Raw genomic sequence first — 18237 nt, forward strand, 5'->3', positions numbered from 1 at the left:
AAATGTATAACCAACAAAAATTAGTAAGTTTATAAACCGAAAATCCTCCTTAAGGATTTAAACTAAAATGTCTAAGTTGGTTTGAAGACGTACATTCTTTTATCAGTTGTTGAATATTATGATTAGTACTTTTCTGATATGCACAATAAGAATATTTCCCAATGAACTTCTTTTTGCATTTTTTGCACTGATAGCGCTGCTTATTTTGTGATGTTATTCCTGCCTTGATACAGTAGCTGTAATTACAGTGAATACATCGATTTCGCCGTTTATTCATAATGATTTAAAGTAAATTAGTAACTCCACATCTGAACCATCAGCTTTTGGACTTATGCATTCCGGAGTCGCTATTTTGCTTTTTAGTCGGCAAAAATAAAAAACGATGAACTATAGTACATCGTTTTTTTATTATATCTTTATATGGTATTGATAATTAATGAAGTTAATTAAAAACTCCACATCTGTACCATTACCATTGAATTTCAACATTGTTTATATTTACCAAATTGTTTGGAACACATATCTAATGTTTTGTCCAATTGTGTGCGATAAATTATCGTTAACATTAAGGATAGAATGGTATGTCTGCTTCAATAATATCTTCAAACATCTTATAACCTTTTTTCTCTAATGTATTAATATAGTTTTCACAACCATATTGTATAACTGTATATCTATTTTCGAAAGATTGTAATTTAAGATAATATTTATCTCCATTATTAATATCATAATTTCCCCTAATAGTAAAAATACTTAATTTGGCTAATTTTTCTTCTTTTGGTTTCAAAATTATTAAATCCTCTTCACATTGTTGATCGTCAAATCTTTCGTAGTATCCTTTTGTAAAATATTTTATAGGCAAAATAAAATTATTTTTGCTATCTACCACATTGTTGTCTTCACGAAAACTATACGGATCGATTATATAAGTACAATTAGTATTGTTGATTATTTTAACCTCCAGATTTTCGCCTTTTAGCATCTTATTCAAATAAATTTTATCTGATAAAAATAAAATTTCTACTTCACTTTTTTTGTTTAGTTTAATCTGCGAATCAACAAATATTATGTTGAATAACAGTAATATAAGAATTTGCTTCATAGTACTTAAAATGAATAGTTTAATAAAAACTTTGGAACATATCCCATTTGAGTCTGAAAATTATTCTGATCTTCATGTAATTTTCCTGTTAGATCATATACAAATTTGTAGGCTCTATATTCTAGCAGCGAATCAATATTAGGTAATTTCCAAAAGGCATGATAAAATCCTCCTAGATAATCAATTGAATGTACTAATTCGTGCAAGAAAACATCCGCAAATGTCGATACAGATTTAGTATATAATGATGTAGCATACAGCATCTGGCCTTTACCATTAGTTATACCATAAGCAGGTTTCCCACTTCCAGCAATTAAGTTGTTAAATTTACTGAAAGTTATTTTCTGGCTATCATTACTTTCCCATTCGCTAATTGCGCCAGGCTCATCCGCAAATTTTGCCCAACCAGATCCTAAATTCCACATATTTTCAAAAACCTTTTTCAACATTTCTAAAGCGTTATTATTATAATTTTATGACAGGATTTCAATTAAGAAATGTAGAAATTAGATGTAAGGAAATTAAAACGAACAGTATAAAATTGAAAAAAGTTGCTATTTCAACCTTTCTCTAAATAAAATTTGTTATTATTCATATTGAAATATAGTGAGAAGCTGAAAAAGGTTAACAATTCTAATAGTTTCATTGAACTTTTGGTAACATTTCTTGAATCATGTTCTCCAAGTATGCAAGGTTGTATTCTTTACAAAACTTAATGACGCTTTTTAAAAATAATATTGCAATTTTCATCGGTGGATGCAGTAGAATTTAATAAAATAGAATCAATATTTACTTTGGAGTAAAAACTATTAATATCAATTTTTTTTAGTGGCAAATATATTTCATCAACTATTTGGTATTTTTTGCTTAATGAATCTACATACTGTTTAGGAAATTTAAAGGTTGAATTTTTAAATCTGAGTTTCGTCGAAAGAAAATATTCATCTGTTGGAAAATGGTTCTTTTCATATTCTAGGTAATTAAACATTTTAAAACCAATAATTTTTTTTCTATTTTTTGGTATAACTACTATGGAGTTTATTTTAAATAAGAAGTTAATTGCGTCATTATAGCTCAAATTATATTTGTTCTGAACATATTTAATCTTGCTCTCTGGAATTTTCATACAGTCATTATAATTACTGGTTGTAATTTGAGAATAAGGAGAATAGAAATCATCCACAACTTGCAGCTTGCTAGAACTAATTTTGTATTCGGAACTTCTTAAATTCAAAAAAAAGATCAAGCTTTTATTTGTTTTGTTTTCAATTTCTACAAAACAAGAATCCCAAGAGTTTCTGATTTCAACATATCTGGCATTAATTTGAGAATTAACTGTTATGCTAATTAGCAAGATGGTAATAACTGTTATTTTTTTCATTTATTAAAGAATAGTTTGTAGTCTTTCAAAAAGTCATAATATCCGTCATATTTGATACAACCAGTTGCATCATTTGTTGAAGAGTGGGCAAGGTATTCTGATACATTTACAGCTTTTCTACTAGCCACAGCATCACTATAGCCTTGTTCAATAATTAGCATTAAAAAAGTGGTAGGCTTATTCCAATTATAGACTTGTAATCAATTTCCACTTATAATTATACCAAAAAAACTGGGGTTGTCAGTATTTCAGATATCTATCGTGTATGTCTCTTCCTCTGCTTATCTGCAATACGATATCAAAATCAATTTCAAAATTTTTGTTTTTTTTAATAGTATTAAAATTCAGCACTTATTTCTATTAACAATCTTTGGAATTCTACCAATTTCCAAATAATAGTTCCTAAAAATAAGTTAGGAGAGAAACCAATGGAGACTATAATATTAAGGAATTAAAGGAATTTTAGCATTTATGTTTCCTTCTAATACCTTATAGCCTTGTGCTTCCATCTCTTTAATATATTCTTTACATCCTGTATCTGAAGAAAATTTTTTGCCGAATTCTACACTATTTAATTTTATATAGTATTTTTGATTACTTTTTAAATCATGTTCTCCTATGTATCTAAAAAGATTTAATAATACCACACTAGTTGAGTTTTTAAGAACAACCTCATAATCTTTATAACATTCGTTATCTTTTCTTTCGGCTGTTTTACCACCAGTAGGATAAGGCAAGTATGGTTCAACATAATTATTATTTTCATCATATACTCCTATGCTACTATAAAAGCCCTCTGTATCAATAATATAATTGTCATTTGTGTCATTTATTATTTTAAAAAGATAACGCGGTCCCATCGACCGTTTTACTTCAGAAAACGGAAGTAGAATCTTCACTTCTTTATTATCATTGATTTGGATTTGAGAATAATAAAATATTGGCGTCAACAAAAAAATTAAAAACTTATTTTTCATAATTAGTATAATCTAAACATAGACGAAAATACGGAAAGAAAACCTATAGAATTAGTAATATGATTTGTACCAATAGCATTGACAAATCCTCCATTCCATTTCGCAACTTCCATATATGCTCTTGCTTCAATAGCATCACTACCAATCTCCCCAAAGCGGTTAAAAAAAGATGTAAGACCTGATACAAAATCCATAGAATGCACCTGCTCATGAACGAAAGTAAGAGCCAATTTCCAATTTGTATATCTTAACAAACCACAGCTTAATAATACCTTGCCCGATGTAGGACTTGTAATTCCATCAGCGTCATCTAGGAAAACACCATCTTTATTTATTGTTGACAAATTACCTTTTTCATTATAACCCACTTTTAAATAATCACGAGACCATTCTGCCATAGTCTGATCATTTGCAAATTCTGTCCATTTTACGCTTTCATCCCAATATTGACTTTTAAAAATCTCTTTTAACTTTATCAAAGTTTCTTCAGTTGCTGGCGCATTTGGATCTATTCCATTCTTTTCTAAAAATTTCTGCATCTTATCTTTCTCTATTGCAGCAACCCCTAAATGTGCCACGTGATTCAATCCACTAGTTATTAGTCCTTGTTGAAATCCTTTCCAAAAACTACCGCCTGCAATTGCAGAGCTAATACCACCACTAAAACCACCAACTGCAATCATCGTTGCTTTCATCATATCTTTACCAAAGCTATTATACACAACATTATTACGTGTACTTGCCCCAAAATTGATACCCAAACTTTGTACACTGCTTGCCATTGCGGAGGAAATAAGTCCACTCCAAAATCCGCTGCCGAACTTACCTCCGTCTGCTGCGCTCATCAGACCGCTGCTGATAGCATGCATCCCGGCTTCAAAAGCTGCCTTGCCAACGGTAAGCAGTTGGCCAAATGCTGATGTAGCAACACTACCTATTCCAAAACTAACAGCACCGGCAATAGCTCCCATTGTGGCGGCTTTCCCCATCCCGTACCAAAACGGGATGCCCTGTATCATATTAGCAATAGCTTTCCCAAAGATAGCAACTCCTACGGCAATAATTACCGCTACACCTAAGGATATTGCCTCGTTACCATCCAGATCTACATTTAGCAAAGGATTATTCAACACGTAGGAATATCTGTCATATGCCTGTGTATTAAATGGATCTGAGACAAGTTTATCTGCGCTTAGGAACTTTCTTAATATAGGATCGTAAAGACGGGCATTCATATTGATGAGCCCGGCTTTCCAAAGGTGTTCATGCCCTGTATACCCCCTATCTATGAAATAGTTATAAGTTGATAGTTGTTGGCTGTCGGTAATCAATGATCCTGAAGAGTTTAGCAAAGCTTTTATATTGCCCCATGCATCAAAATATCTTTGTTCGACCACAGCTCCGTCTGCAGCTTTGGTGATAGCCACAATGCTACCTATATTATCACGGTGCAGGAAGTAACAGGCCGTCTCATTTGGAACAACAGAAGAACCATTCAATACTGTTTTTTTGATATAGTTGGCAGAGTAGGGATCTCCTGTAAGGTAATTTATAATTTCTGTCCTGTTACCATTTTTGATGATCTCTACTGCAAAATCTGAGGAATAAAACTTCTGAACTCCTGTAACCGTGGAAGCCATAGAATAACGGCTTTTCAGAATATTGTATTCAAAATTCAGATTTTCCTTCCCTGCAAGTGTGATGTTCAAAGGGCTTTTGAAGGCATTGTATGTTGTGGAAGCAAATCCTCTCTGTGTATTTACGCTGTGACCATTCGTATTGAAGGCGATGTTTTGCAGTTTGTAATCACCTGTATTGTAGTTATATTTGCCAAGTTCTGAGTTGGAGGTCATTCTTCCTCGCGGGTCATATGTATACTCGTTGACCAACGTTCCATTTAAGGTTTCGGTCAGAAGTCGGTTGAGCTTATCATAATTATATTCCTCACTTTTATTAAATGTTCGATTGTTTCGCGAATTAAGTATACCCTTATCCATATTATAGTCATAGCCTATGTCTACAACAGAAATTCCTGTGGTATTATTGACATGACGTATGTCAGTAAGGGAGTTGTCACTACCTCTGTAGCTGTTGGTAATAGTGTGACCATTACCATACTCCATCTGTTTGATCTGGCCCCTGGCATTAATATCTGAGATATGCCAAACCATTTTAGCCGTTACCGGATCATTTTGCTGCACAAGAATGCCATTGGAATCGTAAATGTTTTTGATTAAAGTAATAGGTGTAGTATAATTTAGGCTATTTAGTTTTATAGTACTACTTATAATATCTGTCCTGCCAAACGCATCAATACTGCTACTGGTGGTATATGTGAACTCCGGAGTCTGTTCCACTTTTCCCATTATCCGGAAGTACTGGTCATATACAGTAGTATAGGTAAATGTCTTGCCATTACTGGTTCCGGTAATCTTTTCTGGTAATTTTGTGTTTGCGTTATAGGTATATGTTTTCTCTATTGCCGTATTTTCGGCAGCAGTCTTTCCATAAGATTTTTCTGTTTCAGGTCTACCCAGGCTGTCATAAGTGTATAATGTGTAGCCCTTCGGGTTTTCTTCTCGTATTATTCTGCTGAGATTGTCATATCTATATTCGAAGATTCCTGCTGACGGATCTGTGATCTTTGTTTTGTTTCCCCAGCCATCTATTTCAAAAGTTGTTTTGATGCCGTCGTAGTCCGTCTCCCTAAGAGCGCCATTAGGAAAGTAAGAGAACCCTATTATACCACCATGATCTTGCTGACGGATGACATTTCCCATTGCATCCATTGTTTTGGATGTTTTTTTGTAGCCGTCATCTACGGTTACCATCATCCCTTCGTAGCAGGTTTTTATAACTTTTCCTGTGTAAAGCTTATTTTCTGTAGGTCTGTTGAGCTCGTCGTATTTAATTTCGTTCCATTGCTGAGTTTCTCCTTCAAAATAGGGTTCCGTAAATCGTATTTTCCTTCCAAAAAGGTCATACTCTGTCTTTGCGACGATCCATTTACCATTGGTAGATTGTGTCTTGGATTGGATTTCACGGTCAAACTTGTCAAATGTAATAATGCTTTCCGTACCTCCTTCGCGTTTTTTGGAAAGGTCATAGACACCACCAGCAATACCGGATCCGGTCTTGGATATAGTGGTTTTTTTACCTAAGTAATCTGTGATCACGGCAACATTGCCCCAGCTATCGTGGGTGTAGTAGGTTTTCAGGCCTAAGGATGAAGTTTCTTCGGACATCCTCCCTAATGCATTTATAACAGCAACAGATGATAATCCGTCCGGAGTTGTTGTTTTATTTATGTAGCGCTGGGTATCATCATATTCATAAGACGTGGATTGTGATGAAAGACCGGAGACGGACAACGTTTCTTTTTTCAGATTGCCATTATTATAATATTCGTACGATGTTATTATTGGCGGCGCATTAGGATCATTAGAATATTTGTAAACTTCAGAAATCAGTCCATTATTAAAATAGTTATTTGTCTCCCTGGTTGTAAAAGATAAGCCATCTCTGTAAGTTATATTTTCAGAAGTTTCTATTTTACCATAGAAATAGTGGTCTCCACTAGTAAACTCCGGTTTATAAGTATAGGATGCTTTTGTTGAACCTATGCTGTTGTAATCGGTATAGGCAAATTTGAGTTTAAAATCATCATTTGGATCAAAGTCGTAGCGTTTATTGATAAATATCTTTTTAAGATTATCAACAGAAGATTCTTGTGTAGAAAGGATGATATATTGATTTCCTATTTTAAATTTCTGGTTAACACTATAATTTTCCGTAAAGAATTTTTTAATTCCTCCATAGGTGGATTTTATTACAGAATTGTCCATCAATGGATCTTTGGTCTGGATATTCCAGAAAATAGCTTTTACCGGATCTTTTACCCTATATTTTCCGTTGGAGAATGTAGACTCGTAAGGATCACTGATATAGGTTTTCTGAAAACCTAGAAATCCTTTTCCCTCAAGATTTTGGATTCCGTTTTCAAACCTATATTCCTTAGTGAGTATTTTATTATCAAATAAAGTATGGACTTTATTGACCATATAATAACTGCCATTGGAGTTGTGTGTGTAATATGGATATTTTAGCTCCTGTTGTGGATTGAAGATATAAGTTAATTCCTCATAATAGTCTCTTTCTATTCCCCAGGAAAGTAGATCAGGATCAATCGCTTGAGCCATATTACGGTATTCTACCTTCTGAACGACAGAAGACGAATTGTCCACCTCTTGTATCTGTGTTTCAAGAAAACTTTCATTATTGACAGTAATGCGAGTATCAAACCTTGCTACCGGATCATGAATATAAAATCCTGATTTATAAACATTCAATCTATTAAAATCTGTATTTGATAATACTAGAGATAATGGGGAAATTACCAAATTGGTAACTGATTCTGATTTTTTCTTTGTAAATGTGCCACCTTGTAAATTTTTATTAAGATATAAATTTACCTGATTACTGATGGAGGAACTGAAACCTTGTGTATTTGTTAGTATTTCGGTCACAGTTAAACCCATTGCTACTAATGGAGCGGCACATTGATTTGGTGCTAGCACATAATTAACCGTATTATATGGATAGTTGGGATTTACGCATTTAAAGTTGGGTCTGAAAAAAAATGTATTTCCCAGATTCTCGACCTTAACTTCTGCGAGCCTACCATCTGCATCATATTTGGCTCTTCCAACTTTATTAAGTGTCATAATATCTGATCTTCCGTCACCATCAAAATCCGTTATTATGATGTTTTGGGTAGCGTATCGGGTATAAGCATATTCGTCCGGCTGCCCATCCCAGAATTTTTGCCAAAATGTAGATCTTTTGATAACATTATTTTGCGATGGCTTAAGATAGAAGATTTTCTGTTCGGTGTAGTTTTCCTCTGCTTTCAAAAATTGTTTCCCGTTACTCGTATATTTCCACCATAAAAGATTGTCATGTTCTATATTGTAGAAAACCGCACCTATTTTAGTTCCGCTGCTATCCTCATCCTTCGGAATCTCGTAAACCCTTTGAGGTGTAAGAAAATCGGTCAAACCGTCTCCATTAAAGTCTCCGAAATAGATAGGGGTATCATTTCCGAAATGACTTAGGGTTTGATCAGTCAATAGTGCTGTCAGTGTGTTCTGTTGAAAATCGATCTTATAAACATCATATTTCCAAGAATATTTCGATACCACCATTAATTCAGAAATCCCGTCACCATCCATTTCTATAGGATAAACATCCTTATTTTCTATAGAAAGATTACCTAATGAGACCGGAATTTGATTAATATCAGCTACCGGGGTCTTTTTTCCTACTTCAAGAAAATATAATTTGGCTGGACGATTAAAATTAGCAGTCTCGTAAACTAGAAAATCAATCAATCCATCATTATTAAAATCTCCTGAGACCAAGGTTCTCTCGCTTGTATCCCTTCTGTAAATGTACGATGGGTTATGTGGGGTTCCACCGTCAGGATCGGAATAGGGATCATCATTAGCATGAAAATTTTCTCTCGATATAAGACCTCCCTTTAAAATATATTTTACAGTGATCTGCTCGCCCGTTTTAAGGTCCTGCGTAATAAAATTGACCTCGTCCCGTAGATTATCGTTTACAGAATCATATTCATTGTCTGTATTAGCATTATCCAAGTAATTTACTTTAACTGTGATCAGCTGATCATTATCCTTAATTTGCCCAATTTTCCCCAGAGTTTTACCTGAATAAAAAGTTGAGCTTGAACTGGTAGAAAGATTAGGGAATCTTTGGGAACGGCTACTTTGTACACCATAGCTGCCATTACGTAATTTAACCTGATAGACCGCTTCCAAATTTTTGCCTGTAAAATTACCGACAGTTGCGCTTCCTAAACCGACAACATCCTGTGGTCTTGGATTATTATAATACCCGATGCCAAGAGGAAAGCCGTTACTTCCTTGTCCCAAAGTTATTTTCGCAGCATTCGTTACATTATACTTAAAAATCAAGGGTTTAAGCATAGCCCCTTCATCATTTTCCACATCTACTTCGACCACTCTTTCTATACTGTTTTCACTGATATAATCATGAACAAGCGAATATTTTCGATATAGAGCATTGTAGATCGAGCCAGTATTGATCTCATATAGTATTCGTGAGTTGATAAATTCTATTTCATTTCTGAATATCTTAATATTATATCGACGAGCTTTATATAAAAAATTAACATAAAATTTATCGGTGGCCACATTTGCCCCCCCATAAGAAATTTTTGTCAATACAGGGACATTGTTGGCAACTTCATATGTATAATGAATCTGATTGTCCAATGCATCCACAATCGTAGAGATATAATATTGTCCTGTTACCAATTCTTTATACTTAGCAATTCGTCCGTCGGTATATTTTACAATGAACTGATACTCACCAGCAGTTTGCTTTGTAATTTTTATCTTTGAAAAAATCTCGGTAACATATTCGTTATCTGTGATCTTTAATAATCTTTGTCCATCCAAATAAAAAGGATCACTATCATTAAATTGAGGGCCCCTTGTAACACCATCGACTTCTTTACTCTTGCCTCCACGATTAATCGTTGAAAGACCAACGATATTCCAACCCCAACCAGCTTGTCCATTTCCGCTCTGGCTGTTATATGACAATGCAATATTTGGTTGGAAACTGTTGACCCCTTTTAAAAGTTCTATGGGCAACATATAGGTCAATGCTCCAGACTCATTGACGTTCATTTCCGCATTAACTGTAGGAGCAAGCGGATCTGTTAGATTTGTTGCCGATATTATATTTTGCCCTCCTGTCTGATTATTTTCCGCATACCCAGAGGTGTCGTATTCCAAAGGAATCTCGGTTAGGGTTTGTGAAAATAGTATTACACTGACAAAGAAAAATATTATAGACAATGAAGATCTCATAGAGGTTACCATTTTAAGATGTTTTTAGATATAACCTGTCCAGTGTTAAGCGTGAAATTAACAATGAAAATTCCAGGGAGTTGATTTTGCAATGAAAAAGTTGTGTAATTGATTCCGTTTGTCGGCTGGTACCCAAATACATATCCACCGTTACCATTATAAACCTGCAAATTATAGATCTGGTTAAGCGCCGGACCATCCCAAGTTATATTAACAGTATATTGATTTCCTGCACTTACCGGATTAGGATATACTTTGATGCTGTTTTTAATATTCATTAAGGCAACAATACCCAAATTACACTAACTTAAAAAAGCAAAAGACCAACTGAAATGTTGGTCTTATTTATTTATGAAAGAATTTATAACATTTTTCAAAGATGATAAAGAATATAAATCACTTGGAACAAATGAAATAAAACAAATCTTGGAAAAGATTGGAATTAATACAGATCATCATTGTTTAATAAGAAAAAAAGTACACATTATAGTTAATAAAATAAGTGATTTAAATTTATCGATTACCGAATCTGATTCAGAATTTGAAAAAACAGTCAAAAACAAAATTATAAATGGGAATAGGTCTTTTATTGTGGTAGTTTAATATCTTTTGTAAAATGAAGATAAATTTGACTTTCATTATTGAACGTTTGAGATTGTAAGCCTAACCTAATCAAATCCTTTGGTTCTTGAGAAAAAAGGCGAACTATTTCAATTGCATTATCTAAAGATTCAACAGGTATTGTATAATCGCAAACATAAGAAGAATCATTATTTAGTAACCACTTATAACTATAGTCATTTGAAGTTGCTCCTTCAAAGTTTATTAACTTCTTGCTATAAGCTATTTGTTTTAGTTTGCCTAAATGTTTTAAAATGTTTTCATTAGTCATAATATAAGTTTTAAAAGTTATTGTGAAATATAGTAAATATAATAGTCTCCTGTAAAATCATTATTACTATAAAATTTTATGAAAGATAAATTATCTGGAATAAAAGTACCTCCCCATTTTGAGGTATATTCATATCCTAAACTTGAAGAATTATATTTTTTGTTTGAAAGGTCTCTATACAATTTTTCACCATTGGAAGTTTTGTATATAATTTCAGTATCTTTTATATAAACGTAAGAATCAACATTTGACTCTTTTAGTATGTGACCATCTTTATTATACTGATTTATTCTTTTTACAGTTAAATTTTTAGATGGTTTTTCAACAGATAGATAAGACATTTGTCTAATGATATCATTCAATTTTTGGTAAATCTCTTCTGAATTATTTGAATTTAGTTCAAGATTACGAGCCAAACGAGAAAATGTATCTCTTGACAATTGATAATCTTTTTCTAAACTATTGAACGAAGAATTATTTTGAAAATCTTCTCTATAAGATTTGAGCTTTTTATCTAATTCTAGTACTTTGTTAGAATATAGACCCAAGTATTTATCACTTGTGGATTCATTAGAATTAGAAGTTCTTTTTGAACTATTAATAGTATTTTCAGTTATCGTATTAATTGTATCATACAACCAGTTAATTATACGATTTGTTTCACTAGATGAGCTATAATTAAAGTTTTGACCATTCAAATTTTTTGATATAGCTTTCGAGAAAGAATTATGAATAATATTTTTATCATTCTCTGAAATATCTAAGTTATTTATTTTAGAATCTATGATATTAATAGTATTCTGTACCAACTGAGTATTATTATCATAGCGATTCTGCAATGTAGATGCAGCATTAAATGTAGAATTTAAGTCAACTTTTGCAGGTTCTCTATATTGATATGGCTGTTTTTGTGTTGCCTTGGTATCATAGTATTCCCATTGGCGAGTCAAATTATTATAGCCTTTATAACCAATCATATTACCTTGTGAATCAAAATATTCATACCGATTGTAAATTGTATTGTACTTTTCTACCACGGATTGAGAAAAATAAAGACTACCTAACAATAAAAATGAGAAAACAAAAACTTTTTTCATAAGATGAATTTTATTTCACCTAGTTCCAAAGTGAATATTAATAATGCAAAAAGCGTGGAACTAAACTTAATTTGCTAACAGAGGCTCTGGTAAGCCTAACACCACAAACAAGTATAGCCCACGCCATAAGCGAAGGTTTCACTGTTTATTCTGTAGTGTTTTGAATTTACCAGATTCCTGTTAACAGAATAAAAGCTAACGCTTTATTAATTTCGATAAAAATGTATGGTACTAGCCAAGCGAAATGATTTTTTGAACGTACAAGTGCTTGGCTTTCCCATACATTACAAATATAAAAATAATCTTAGTTATACCATAAAAATAATTTTAGAAGTTTTTTACACTAAAAAATTGCAATGGTGTAATTTTTGACTACATTTGTGAAAAAGAAGCAAATGTTCAATTCGGATTTTAATAGTTTAGTAGAGTTATTACAAGTTTTTTCAAGTGAAGAAAAATGTATCGAACATTTAGAAGAACTATACTGGAATGGTACACCTGTCAGTCCTTTTGTCGAAGGTTCTAAGGTTTACAAGTGCGCAGGGGGTAAATATAAATGCAAGGATAGTGGCAAATACTTTGATGTCAAAACTGGGACAATGTTCGCAGGTACTAAGGTGAGTTTGCAACAATGGTTCTGTGCGATTTACTTAGTTATAAATCACAAAAAAGGCGTTAGTTCTGCTCAATTAGGTAGAGATCTAAATATTAGCCAAAAAACCGCCTGGTATATGTTGAATCGAATTCGTATGTGTTTTGGTATTGAGAACTATAATGAATTAGAAGGTGTAGTTGAGGCTGATGAAAGTTTTTATGGGGGACTTAATAAAAATCGCCATAAGAAAAACAAGATTCCACACTCTCAAGGTCGAGCTTGTGTTGACAAAACACCTGTGCTAGGATTGTTAGAAAGGTCTTCTGGTCGTATAACAGCAGTTGTAACAAAAGACACATCAAAAGAATCTTTACAACCAGTCATAAGAAAATATGTAAAACCTCAGACATTATTTATCACAGATGATTGGAAAGGATATAGAAATATGCCTGAATATAATCATCATGTTGTCAAAAATTATAAAGAGAAAGTATATGATCATACTATCCATACTAACAATATTGAAGGTGCATGGAAAATTATGAAGAATAGTCTGAGAGATATGTATAATTCGGTATCGAAAAAATATCTACAGATGTACGTTGATGAATTTGTTTTTCGTTTTAATACACGAGAAATGAAATCAGGAATTAGATTTAATTACTTACTTTTGAATTCTAATATTAGAACAAAATACAAAGATCTGATTCATGTATAATTTAGTAGAAGAAAAATTAATCCAAAATAAAGGCATTAGAAAAGTAAATTTTGAGAATGAATTCTACTTTTCTATAGAAGATATTGCTATGGAAATAAAAGAAGATCTTTCTGATGTAAAAGGTATTACTTTACCTATAAATGAAAAGTACATAGAAGTTGCTAGAATATCGGATATAGAAAAAGGTCGTAAGAAAAATACAGAAGAACTATCTGAATTTAATCAAGCACTTTTAAAAGCTCGAAATTTTAAAAAAGACAAAGAGAACTAAAAACAGTTCTCTTTTTTGTTTAATAAAACACATTTAGTGTAATTTGGGTATAGTTACCTTCATTAATTCATCATATGTATATCCTGTCCCTTGATTATTGCTACCATTCGAGGCCGCACAATCATAAGCATCCGTATTACTTCCTGGCATGTCATAATTAAAACATTTACCGCCACTATTATATGTTCCGTTAGGAATCTGTTGAATTTTCTCTATTGATATAGAACATATATTATTAATAAGATTCAATACATTATCACTCCAGTCCAAATAAGAATAATATTTGATATAGTCATTAAGAACAATATCTTCAAAATGCTCAAGAGGAGGTTTATAGACTGCGTCCAAAGGATTGGGATAAGCAAGAGAATAGTAACCATTACTTGTTAGCTGATATGATTTGACAGTATAACAGACACCTGGCTGGCTGTAGGCAGCTTTTACGCGATTGGAGCTTTTTGGAAGTACCCATCCATAGCTTCCCTTATCTAGTGGCACTTGTCCGCCCAATGCGTAACCTAAGTAAATAGATTCTTTATAATTATCCATAAGAATAGAATTCTGCTTAATAATTTGACCGTCTTTGCCCTGGGTGGTTGAAAATAGTTCCGTGAATGGGGTAGTGTTTACAGTCGGTGCACTATAGACAACTACCATAAACTCTCCTGATTTTATAATTTTATCCTGTGGCAACCAAAAAACACCAAAAAGATCTCTTATATACCAATTTTCAAGTCTGATATCTTTATCACTGTAATTATAGATTTCTATAAACTCCCCCCAATGATGCCTTCTCGCATTTTCTTCCTGCTGTGTAGAGCCATTAAAGAGGGTCATTCTCTCGTTGTAGGGTGTATCATGATAGATTTCTGTTATTTTGATCTGTGATGAGAGAGAGATAGAAAATAATAGAAACAAATTCAAAAAATAATTTTTTACCATAATATAGGTTTATAAATTATTAATATTCTGTTGGAGTTGCTGTAGATGGATGGGTTTGTTGTTCGACCTGTTCAGGTTTAATAATGCTGTATGCCTAGTGAGTTCGTCCTCGTTCTCTATGAACCTTGTCGGGTTATTCACAATTTCAAGGATGCGGCTTATATCATTCGAAGAACCTTGTCTTGAATAGAATTTGGCAATGATAAGGTTGACCCTGTCAATGGAGTGAGCATCGGAAGTACCGGCTTTTTGCAGGCAGAGTGCGAAGAGTTTTGTTTTGGCACCTGTAAAGTCACCCTTTAAAATAAGATATTTCACTTGTCTTGTAATAGTCTCAAAATTCTGTTGTGGATTTTCAGATCTTGAACTTATCTCCTGGATAAGAGAGTCCATGACCGATGATCCTGGAGAATTCAGTACTTCAGATTGTTTAAAATATACATCAAATAGGGCGAGCGCCGACCAGAATGTCTTTTTTTGTGTATGATTGTAGTTCTCAAAACGAACCAGGTCATCAATATTATTAAGTTGCTTTGATAATTCTCTAAACTGTTTTATGAAATATGGGTCACTTTTATCAATAGTTTCTAAATAAATGCTGGCCGCATCAAGTGCTCCGTTATAATCTTTCTCTGCACGAAGCGCAGATATGTTGACCTTGCTCATCTCTCGGATCTGAGGTAACCTGTCATTTGAAGGTTCCTTTGCTTTAAGTGCAGCCAATTCCTGAACTGTTTCTTGTGCCGTTAGATGATTGAAACGTTGCTTGTGGGCATTACGGTTTTCTCTTCTATACTTTTTTAGTTCCTTATTTTTTCTTGTATCAACTATATCTACATTTAATGCAATATACTTATCGATTTTGGCCAGTTCTTTTTCAAGATTTTTCTTATTAGGATAGTTTTGCAGCAGTAATTCTTCATAACGTTCTTTTACATATGTGAGAATTCTACCGCCAGGAATATTTAATTGCCCTGTTATCTTTTTATTACCTAAAGCGGCTTTTGTATATTGACTATACAACCGTCTTTTAATTCGTAAGTTTGTTGGAATATTGGCCGAGGCTTGTTGATACAGTTGGATGACCTCCAATTCTTTATGCTTTTTTGACAAAAGTATCTTTCTGATGCCATTGTAAGCACGAATTTCAGAAGCATCTAATGCTAATACCTGCTCATACTTATTTTTTGCGGCATTGAGCCTACCTTGTTTACGAAGTCTTCTTGCAGCTTTCAGCAATGTTGGAACGTCATTGTCTATCGAAGACGACTCAACAAATCTTGCTAATAGAAAATTGGGAACTAAGCTGGAAACAATCCCCAACCCAGCTAAATGGAGGAATTTTTTTCGAGAGATCATCAATTATAGTTTTTTTTAAAAAAAAGGGGAAGAAAGGATTCTGGCCTGTATATCTCTACTGTAAACGTTATAAATTCAGTTATTCAACTTCCCCTTACAATACAAATATAATAAAATTATTTAATTTGTCACTAAATAGTGAAATATTTTTTAAAAAAACAGTATTAGTAGATAAAAGAGGCATATATAATAGATTTTTAACAAGATTTATGAAATTACTGGCAATAGAATTTTTACGAAAATATTTAGTACGGCTCACAGTTTAGACTACAAAAAATATTAACAGGCAATTAGACAAAAAATTTTAGACTTTTAGTCCAGATTTAGGATTTATTAATTCTAAAGGATTATTCAAATAAGGGATGTAGTAATTTTTAATAAGGCAACTATATACTTAAATGTACCAAACAAATATAAAATTCCAGGTGTTTAAATTCAATCTAAGTTATCTATATCTAATAAAAACTGGTGTTTCAGATAAAGCTTATATCTCGCACATTAAAGTATATCACCACATTTTTATTAATCTTTTTTATGTTGCAATTTGTTTCTTAAAGTAGTCATATCATCACTCACTTTCTTATCTAGGATCTTCGCATAATGCTGAGTAGTCTTAATATTCGTATGCCCAAGCATTTTACTCACACTTTCAATAGGAACACCATTGGACAAAGTAACAGTAGTAGCAAACGTATGCCTTGCTATATGGAAAGTTAAATCTTTATTAATTCCACAGACATTTGCAATTTCTTTTAGATAAGAATTCATTTTCTGGTTACTGAGAACAGGGAATAAAACATCTGAATTGACACATTGCGGATGATTCTCATATTTTAAAACCAGCTCCTGAGCCACAGGCAATAACGGAACCTTGGTTGAAGTATCGGTCTTTTGACGATGGGTAAAAATCCATTGATCGCCATCAATCCCAATGTTTATGTTAGACTTAGACAATTGCTTGACATCCACGTAAGCCAATCCGGTATAGCAGCTGAAAAGAAAGATATCCCGAACCTGGTTCAATCGGTCGGATGCAAATTCCTTTTCATAGATCATCTGAATTTCTTCTTTGGTTAGATAAGGACGTTCCACAGCCTTTATTTTTGCTTTATAGCCGAGAAAAGGATCTTTGGTGATCCAACCGTGCGCCATACACAAACGAATGATCTTTTTGAAATTTTTGAGGTATTTAACGGCTGTATTGTTTGCACATTTACGCACACTGCGCAACCAGAAATCATAATCACTGATAAAACCGTGATTGATTTGCGTGATATCAATATCAGAAACTTTGTACTTCCAGTTAATGAATTCCTGTGTATGTTTTAAAGAAGTTTTGTACCGTTCCAATGTTCCGGGAGCAAAATCCTGACCAACCAAGGCTTCCACTTTTTCATTATGCTCCTGAAAAATTGGAATGAGCATTCTCTGCTCAATATCCGTTCCAAGCAGTTTAGATTTTAAACTCTCTGCAGTTACAAAGTTTTCTTCTTTCAGCATCAGGTAGTGGAAGTCGTAAACTTTCTGTTCCAAAGTTTTAAGATAGAGATTCAGTATTTTAGCTTCTTGCGAATTACCCAATGCCTTGTGTGCTTTAACATCCCATTTCTTCGGATCAATATACCTTTTAGCAGCAATGTCGGCTGCCTTGCCGTCTATCGTAATTCGTAAGTAGATGGGAGCGGTTCCGTTTGTTCTGATTTTATTCTTTTTGATAAAGAATAGAAGGTTGAATGTTTTGTTCATAGTGTGATAACTTTAATGGTTTAATAATTTACTTTTTGTTACCACTTTTTGCAAGATGTACAATCGTTAGACTGCCTATTGGTCGGGTTTTCCTTGATTTTTCGTGACCCATTTTTGTAATTTTTTGAATGGGACACGAAATAGGACATATAAATCGTGACCTATTTTGGTTTTTTTTGATACAGCGCTAAAACAAAAAACGCTGTAAACATTGATGTTTACAGCGTTTTAGCTTAT

At 33.1% G+C, this 18237-nt stretch carries 15 protein-coding genes; 3 read left to right on the forward strand and 12 right to left on the reverse strand.

The window, feature by feature from the left end:
• Window positions 1-49: 49 nt before the first annotated feature.
• The 7 genes from BLT30_RS18525 to BLT30_RS07325 all read right to left on the reverse strand — a co-directional run bounded on the left by BLT30_RS18525 (window position 50) and on the right by BLT30_RS07325 (window position 10658).
• Window positions 50-277: an IS1/IS1595 family N-terminal zinc-binding domain-containing protein gene (locus BLT30_RS18525; RefSeq protein ID WP_449401664.1), complete on the reverse strand. Its 228-nt coding sequence runs from the start codon at window positions 275-277 to the stop codon at window positions 50-52.
• A 288-nt stretch (window positions 278-565) separates the two neighbouring features.
• Entirely contained in the window at window positions 566-1102 is a 537-nt protein-coding gene (locus BLT30_RS07300) for a hypothetical protein (protein WP_089872949.1), read from the reverse strand.
• A gap of 5 nt (window positions 1103-1107) precedes the next feature.
• The gene (locus tag BLT30_RS07305; protein ID WP_089872950.1) at window positions 1108-1551 is read right to left on the reverse strand and encodes a hypothetical protein; all 444 of its coding nucleotides are present in this window, start codon (window positions 1549-1551) and stop codon (window positions 1108-1110) included.
• Window positions 1552-1814: 263 nt separating this feature from the next.
• Window positions 1815-2483, reverse strand: coding sequence for a hypothetical protein (locus BLT30_RS07310; protein ID WP_089872951.1), 669 nt, complete (start codon window positions 2481-2483; stop codon window positions 1815-1817).
• Window positions 2484-2926: 443 nt separating this feature from the next.
• Window positions 2927-3460: a hypothetical protein gene (locus tag BLT30_RS07315; protein ID WP_089872952.1), complete on the reverse strand. Its 534-nt coding sequence runs from the start codon at window positions 3458-3460 to the stop codon at window positions 2927-2929.
• Between the two features lie 2 nt (window positions 3461-3462).
• Complete coding sequence (locus BLT30_RS07320; protein WP_175487152.1) at window positions 3463-10380, reverse strand: RHS repeat-associated core domain-containing protein; 6918 nt, start codon at window positions 10378-10380, stop codon at window positions 3463-3465.
• A 5-nt stretch (window positions 10381-10385) separates the two neighbouring features.
• Window positions 10386-10658: a T9SS type A sorting domain-containing protein gene (locus BLT30_RS07325; protein WP_089872954.1), complete on the reverse strand. Its 273-nt coding sequence runs from the start codon at window positions 10656-10658 to the stop codon at window positions 10386-10388.
• A gap of 73 nt (window positions 10659-10731) precedes the next feature.
• On the opposite strand from BLT30_RS07325, the gene BLT30_RS07330 reads away from it, so the two are divergent.
• Window positions 10732-10983, forward strand: coding sequence for a hypothetical protein (locus BLT30_RS07330; RefSeq protein WP_089872955.1), 252 nt, complete (start codon window positions 10732-10734; stop codon window positions 10981-10983).
• On the opposite strand, the gene BLT30_RS07335 is transcribed toward BLT30_RS07330, so the two are convergent.
• Window positions 10967-11272: a hypothetical protein gene (locus BLT30_RS07335; RefSeq protein WP_089872956.1), complete on the reverse strand. Its 306-nt coding sequence runs from the start codon at window positions 11270-11272 to the stop codon at window positions 10967-10969. The genes BLT30_RS07330 and BLT30_RS07335 overlap by 17 nt on opposite strands.
• A gap of 17 nt (window positions 11273-11289) precedes the next feature.
• A complete protein-coding gene (locus BLT30_RS07340) occupies window positions 11290-12369 on the reverse strand; it encodes a hypothetical protein (RefSeq protein WP_089872957.1) in 1080 nt (359 codons plus the stop codon).
• A gap of 395 nt (window positions 12370-12764) precedes the next feature.
• On the opposite strand from BLT30_RS07340, the gene BLT30_RS07345 reads away from it, so the two are divergent.
• A complete protein-coding gene (locus BLT30_RS07345) occupies window positions 12765-13682 on the forward strand; it encodes an IS1595 family transposase (RefSeq protein WP_089872958.1) in 918 nt (305 codons plus the stop codon).
• The gene (locus BLT30_RS07350; protein WP_089872959.1) at window positions 13675-13953 is read left to right on the forward strand and encodes a hypothetical protein; all 279 of its coding nucleotides are present in this window, start codon (window positions 13675-13677) and stop codon (window positions 13951-13953) included. The genes BLT30_RS07345 and BLT30_RS07350 overlap by 8 nt, the downstream gene beginning before the upstream one ends.
• Before the next feature lie 33 nt (window positions 13954-13986).
• Here the strand turns inward: BLT30_RS07350 and BLT30_RS07355 are convergent, their stop codons facing one another.
• From BLT30_RS07355 to BLT30_RS07370, 3 genes are all read right to left on the reverse strand, one after another.
• The gene (locus tag BLT30_RS07355; RefSeq protein WP_089872960.1) at window positions 13987-14895 is read right to left on the reverse strand and encodes a lamin tail domain-containing protein; all 909 of its coding nucleotides are present in this window, start codon (window positions 14893-14895) and stop codon (window positions 13987-13989) included.
• A gap of 9 nt (window positions 14896-14904) precedes the next feature.
• Entirely contained in the window at window positions 14905-16254 is a 1350-nt protein-coding gene (locus BLT30_RS07360; RefSeq protein WP_139166606.1) for a tetratricopeptide repeat protein, read from the reverse strand.
• 522 nt (window positions 16255-16776) lie between these two features.
• Window positions 16777-18000 carry a site-specific integrase gene (locus tag BLT30_RS07370; RefSeq protein WP_089872963.1) on the reverse strand — a complete coding sequence of 408 codons (1224 nt, stop codon included), beginning with the start codon at window positions 17998-18000 and terminating at the stop codon, window positions 16777-16779.
• Between the last annotated feature and the right edge of the window lie 237 nt (window positions 18001-18237).

The sequence above is a fragment of the Epilithonimonas hungarica genome, from assembly GCF_900102265.1.
Lineage (GTDB): Bacteria > Bacteroidota > Bacteroidia > Flavobacteriales > Weeksellaceae > Epilithonimonas > Epilithonimonas hungarica.

Bases quoted from the DNA above. Each gene is read 5' to 3' on its own strand.
- BLT30_RS07345 (WP_089872958.1), top strand. From the start codon at position 12,765: ATGTTCAATTCGGATTTTAATAGTTTAGTAGAGTTATTACAAGTTTTT.
- BLT30_RS18525 (WP_449401664.1), bottom strand. From the start codon at position 277: ATGAATAAACGGCGAAATCGATGTATTCACTGTAATTACAGCTACTGT.
- BLT30_RS07300 (WP_089872949.1), bottom strand. From the start codon at position 1,102: ATGAAGCAAATTCTTATATTACTGTTATTCAACATAATATTTGTTGAT.
- BLT30_RS07355 (WP_089872960.1), bottom strand. From the start codon at position 14,895: ATGGTAAAAAATTATTTTTTGAATTTGTTTCTATTATTTTCTATCTCT.
- BLT30_RS07340 (WP_089872957.1), bottom strand. From the start codon at position 12,369: ATGAAAAAAGTTTTTGTTTTCTCATTTTTATTGTTAGGTAGTCTTTAT.
- BLT30_RS07330 (WP_089872955.1), top strand. From the start codon at position 10,732: ATGAAAGAATTTATAACATTTTTCAAAGATGATAAAGAATATAAATCA.
- BLT30_RS07310 (WP_089872951.1), bottom strand. From the start codon at position 2,483: ATGAAAAAAATAACAGTTATTACCATCTTGCTAATTAGCATAACAGTT.
- BLT30_RS07320 (WP_175487152.1), bottom strand. From the start codon at position 10,380: ATGAGATCTTCATTGTCTATAATATTTTTCTTTGTCAGTGTAATACTA.
- BLT30_RS07350 (WP_089872959.1), top strand. From the start codon at position 13,675: ATGTATAATTTAGTAGAAGAAAAATTAATCCAAAATAAAGGCATTAGA.
- BLT30_RS07360 (WP_139166606.1), bottom strand. From the start codon at position 16,254: ATGATCTCTCGAAAAAAATTCCTCCATTTAGCTGGGTTGGGGATTGTT.
- BLT30_RS07325 (WP_089872954.1), bottom strand. From the start codon at position 10,658: ATGAATATTAAAAACAGCATCAAAGTATATCCTAATCCGGTAAGTGCA.
- BLT30_RS07370 (WP_089872963.1), bottom strand. From the start codon at position 18,000: ATGAACAAAACATTCAACCTTCTATTCTTTATCAAAAAGAATAAAATC.
- BLT30_RS07315 (WP_089872952.1), bottom strand. From the start codon at position 3,460: ATGAAAAATAAGTTTTTAATTTTTTTGTTGACGCCAATATTTTATTAT.
- BLT30_RS07305 (WP_089872950.1), bottom strand. From the start codon at position 1,551: ATGTTGAAAAAGGTTTTTGAAAATATGTGGAATTTAGGATCTGGTTGG.
- BLT30_RS07335 (WP_089872956.1), bottom strand. From the start codon at position 11,272: ATGACTAATGAAAACATTTTAAAACATTTAGGCAAACTAAAACAAATA.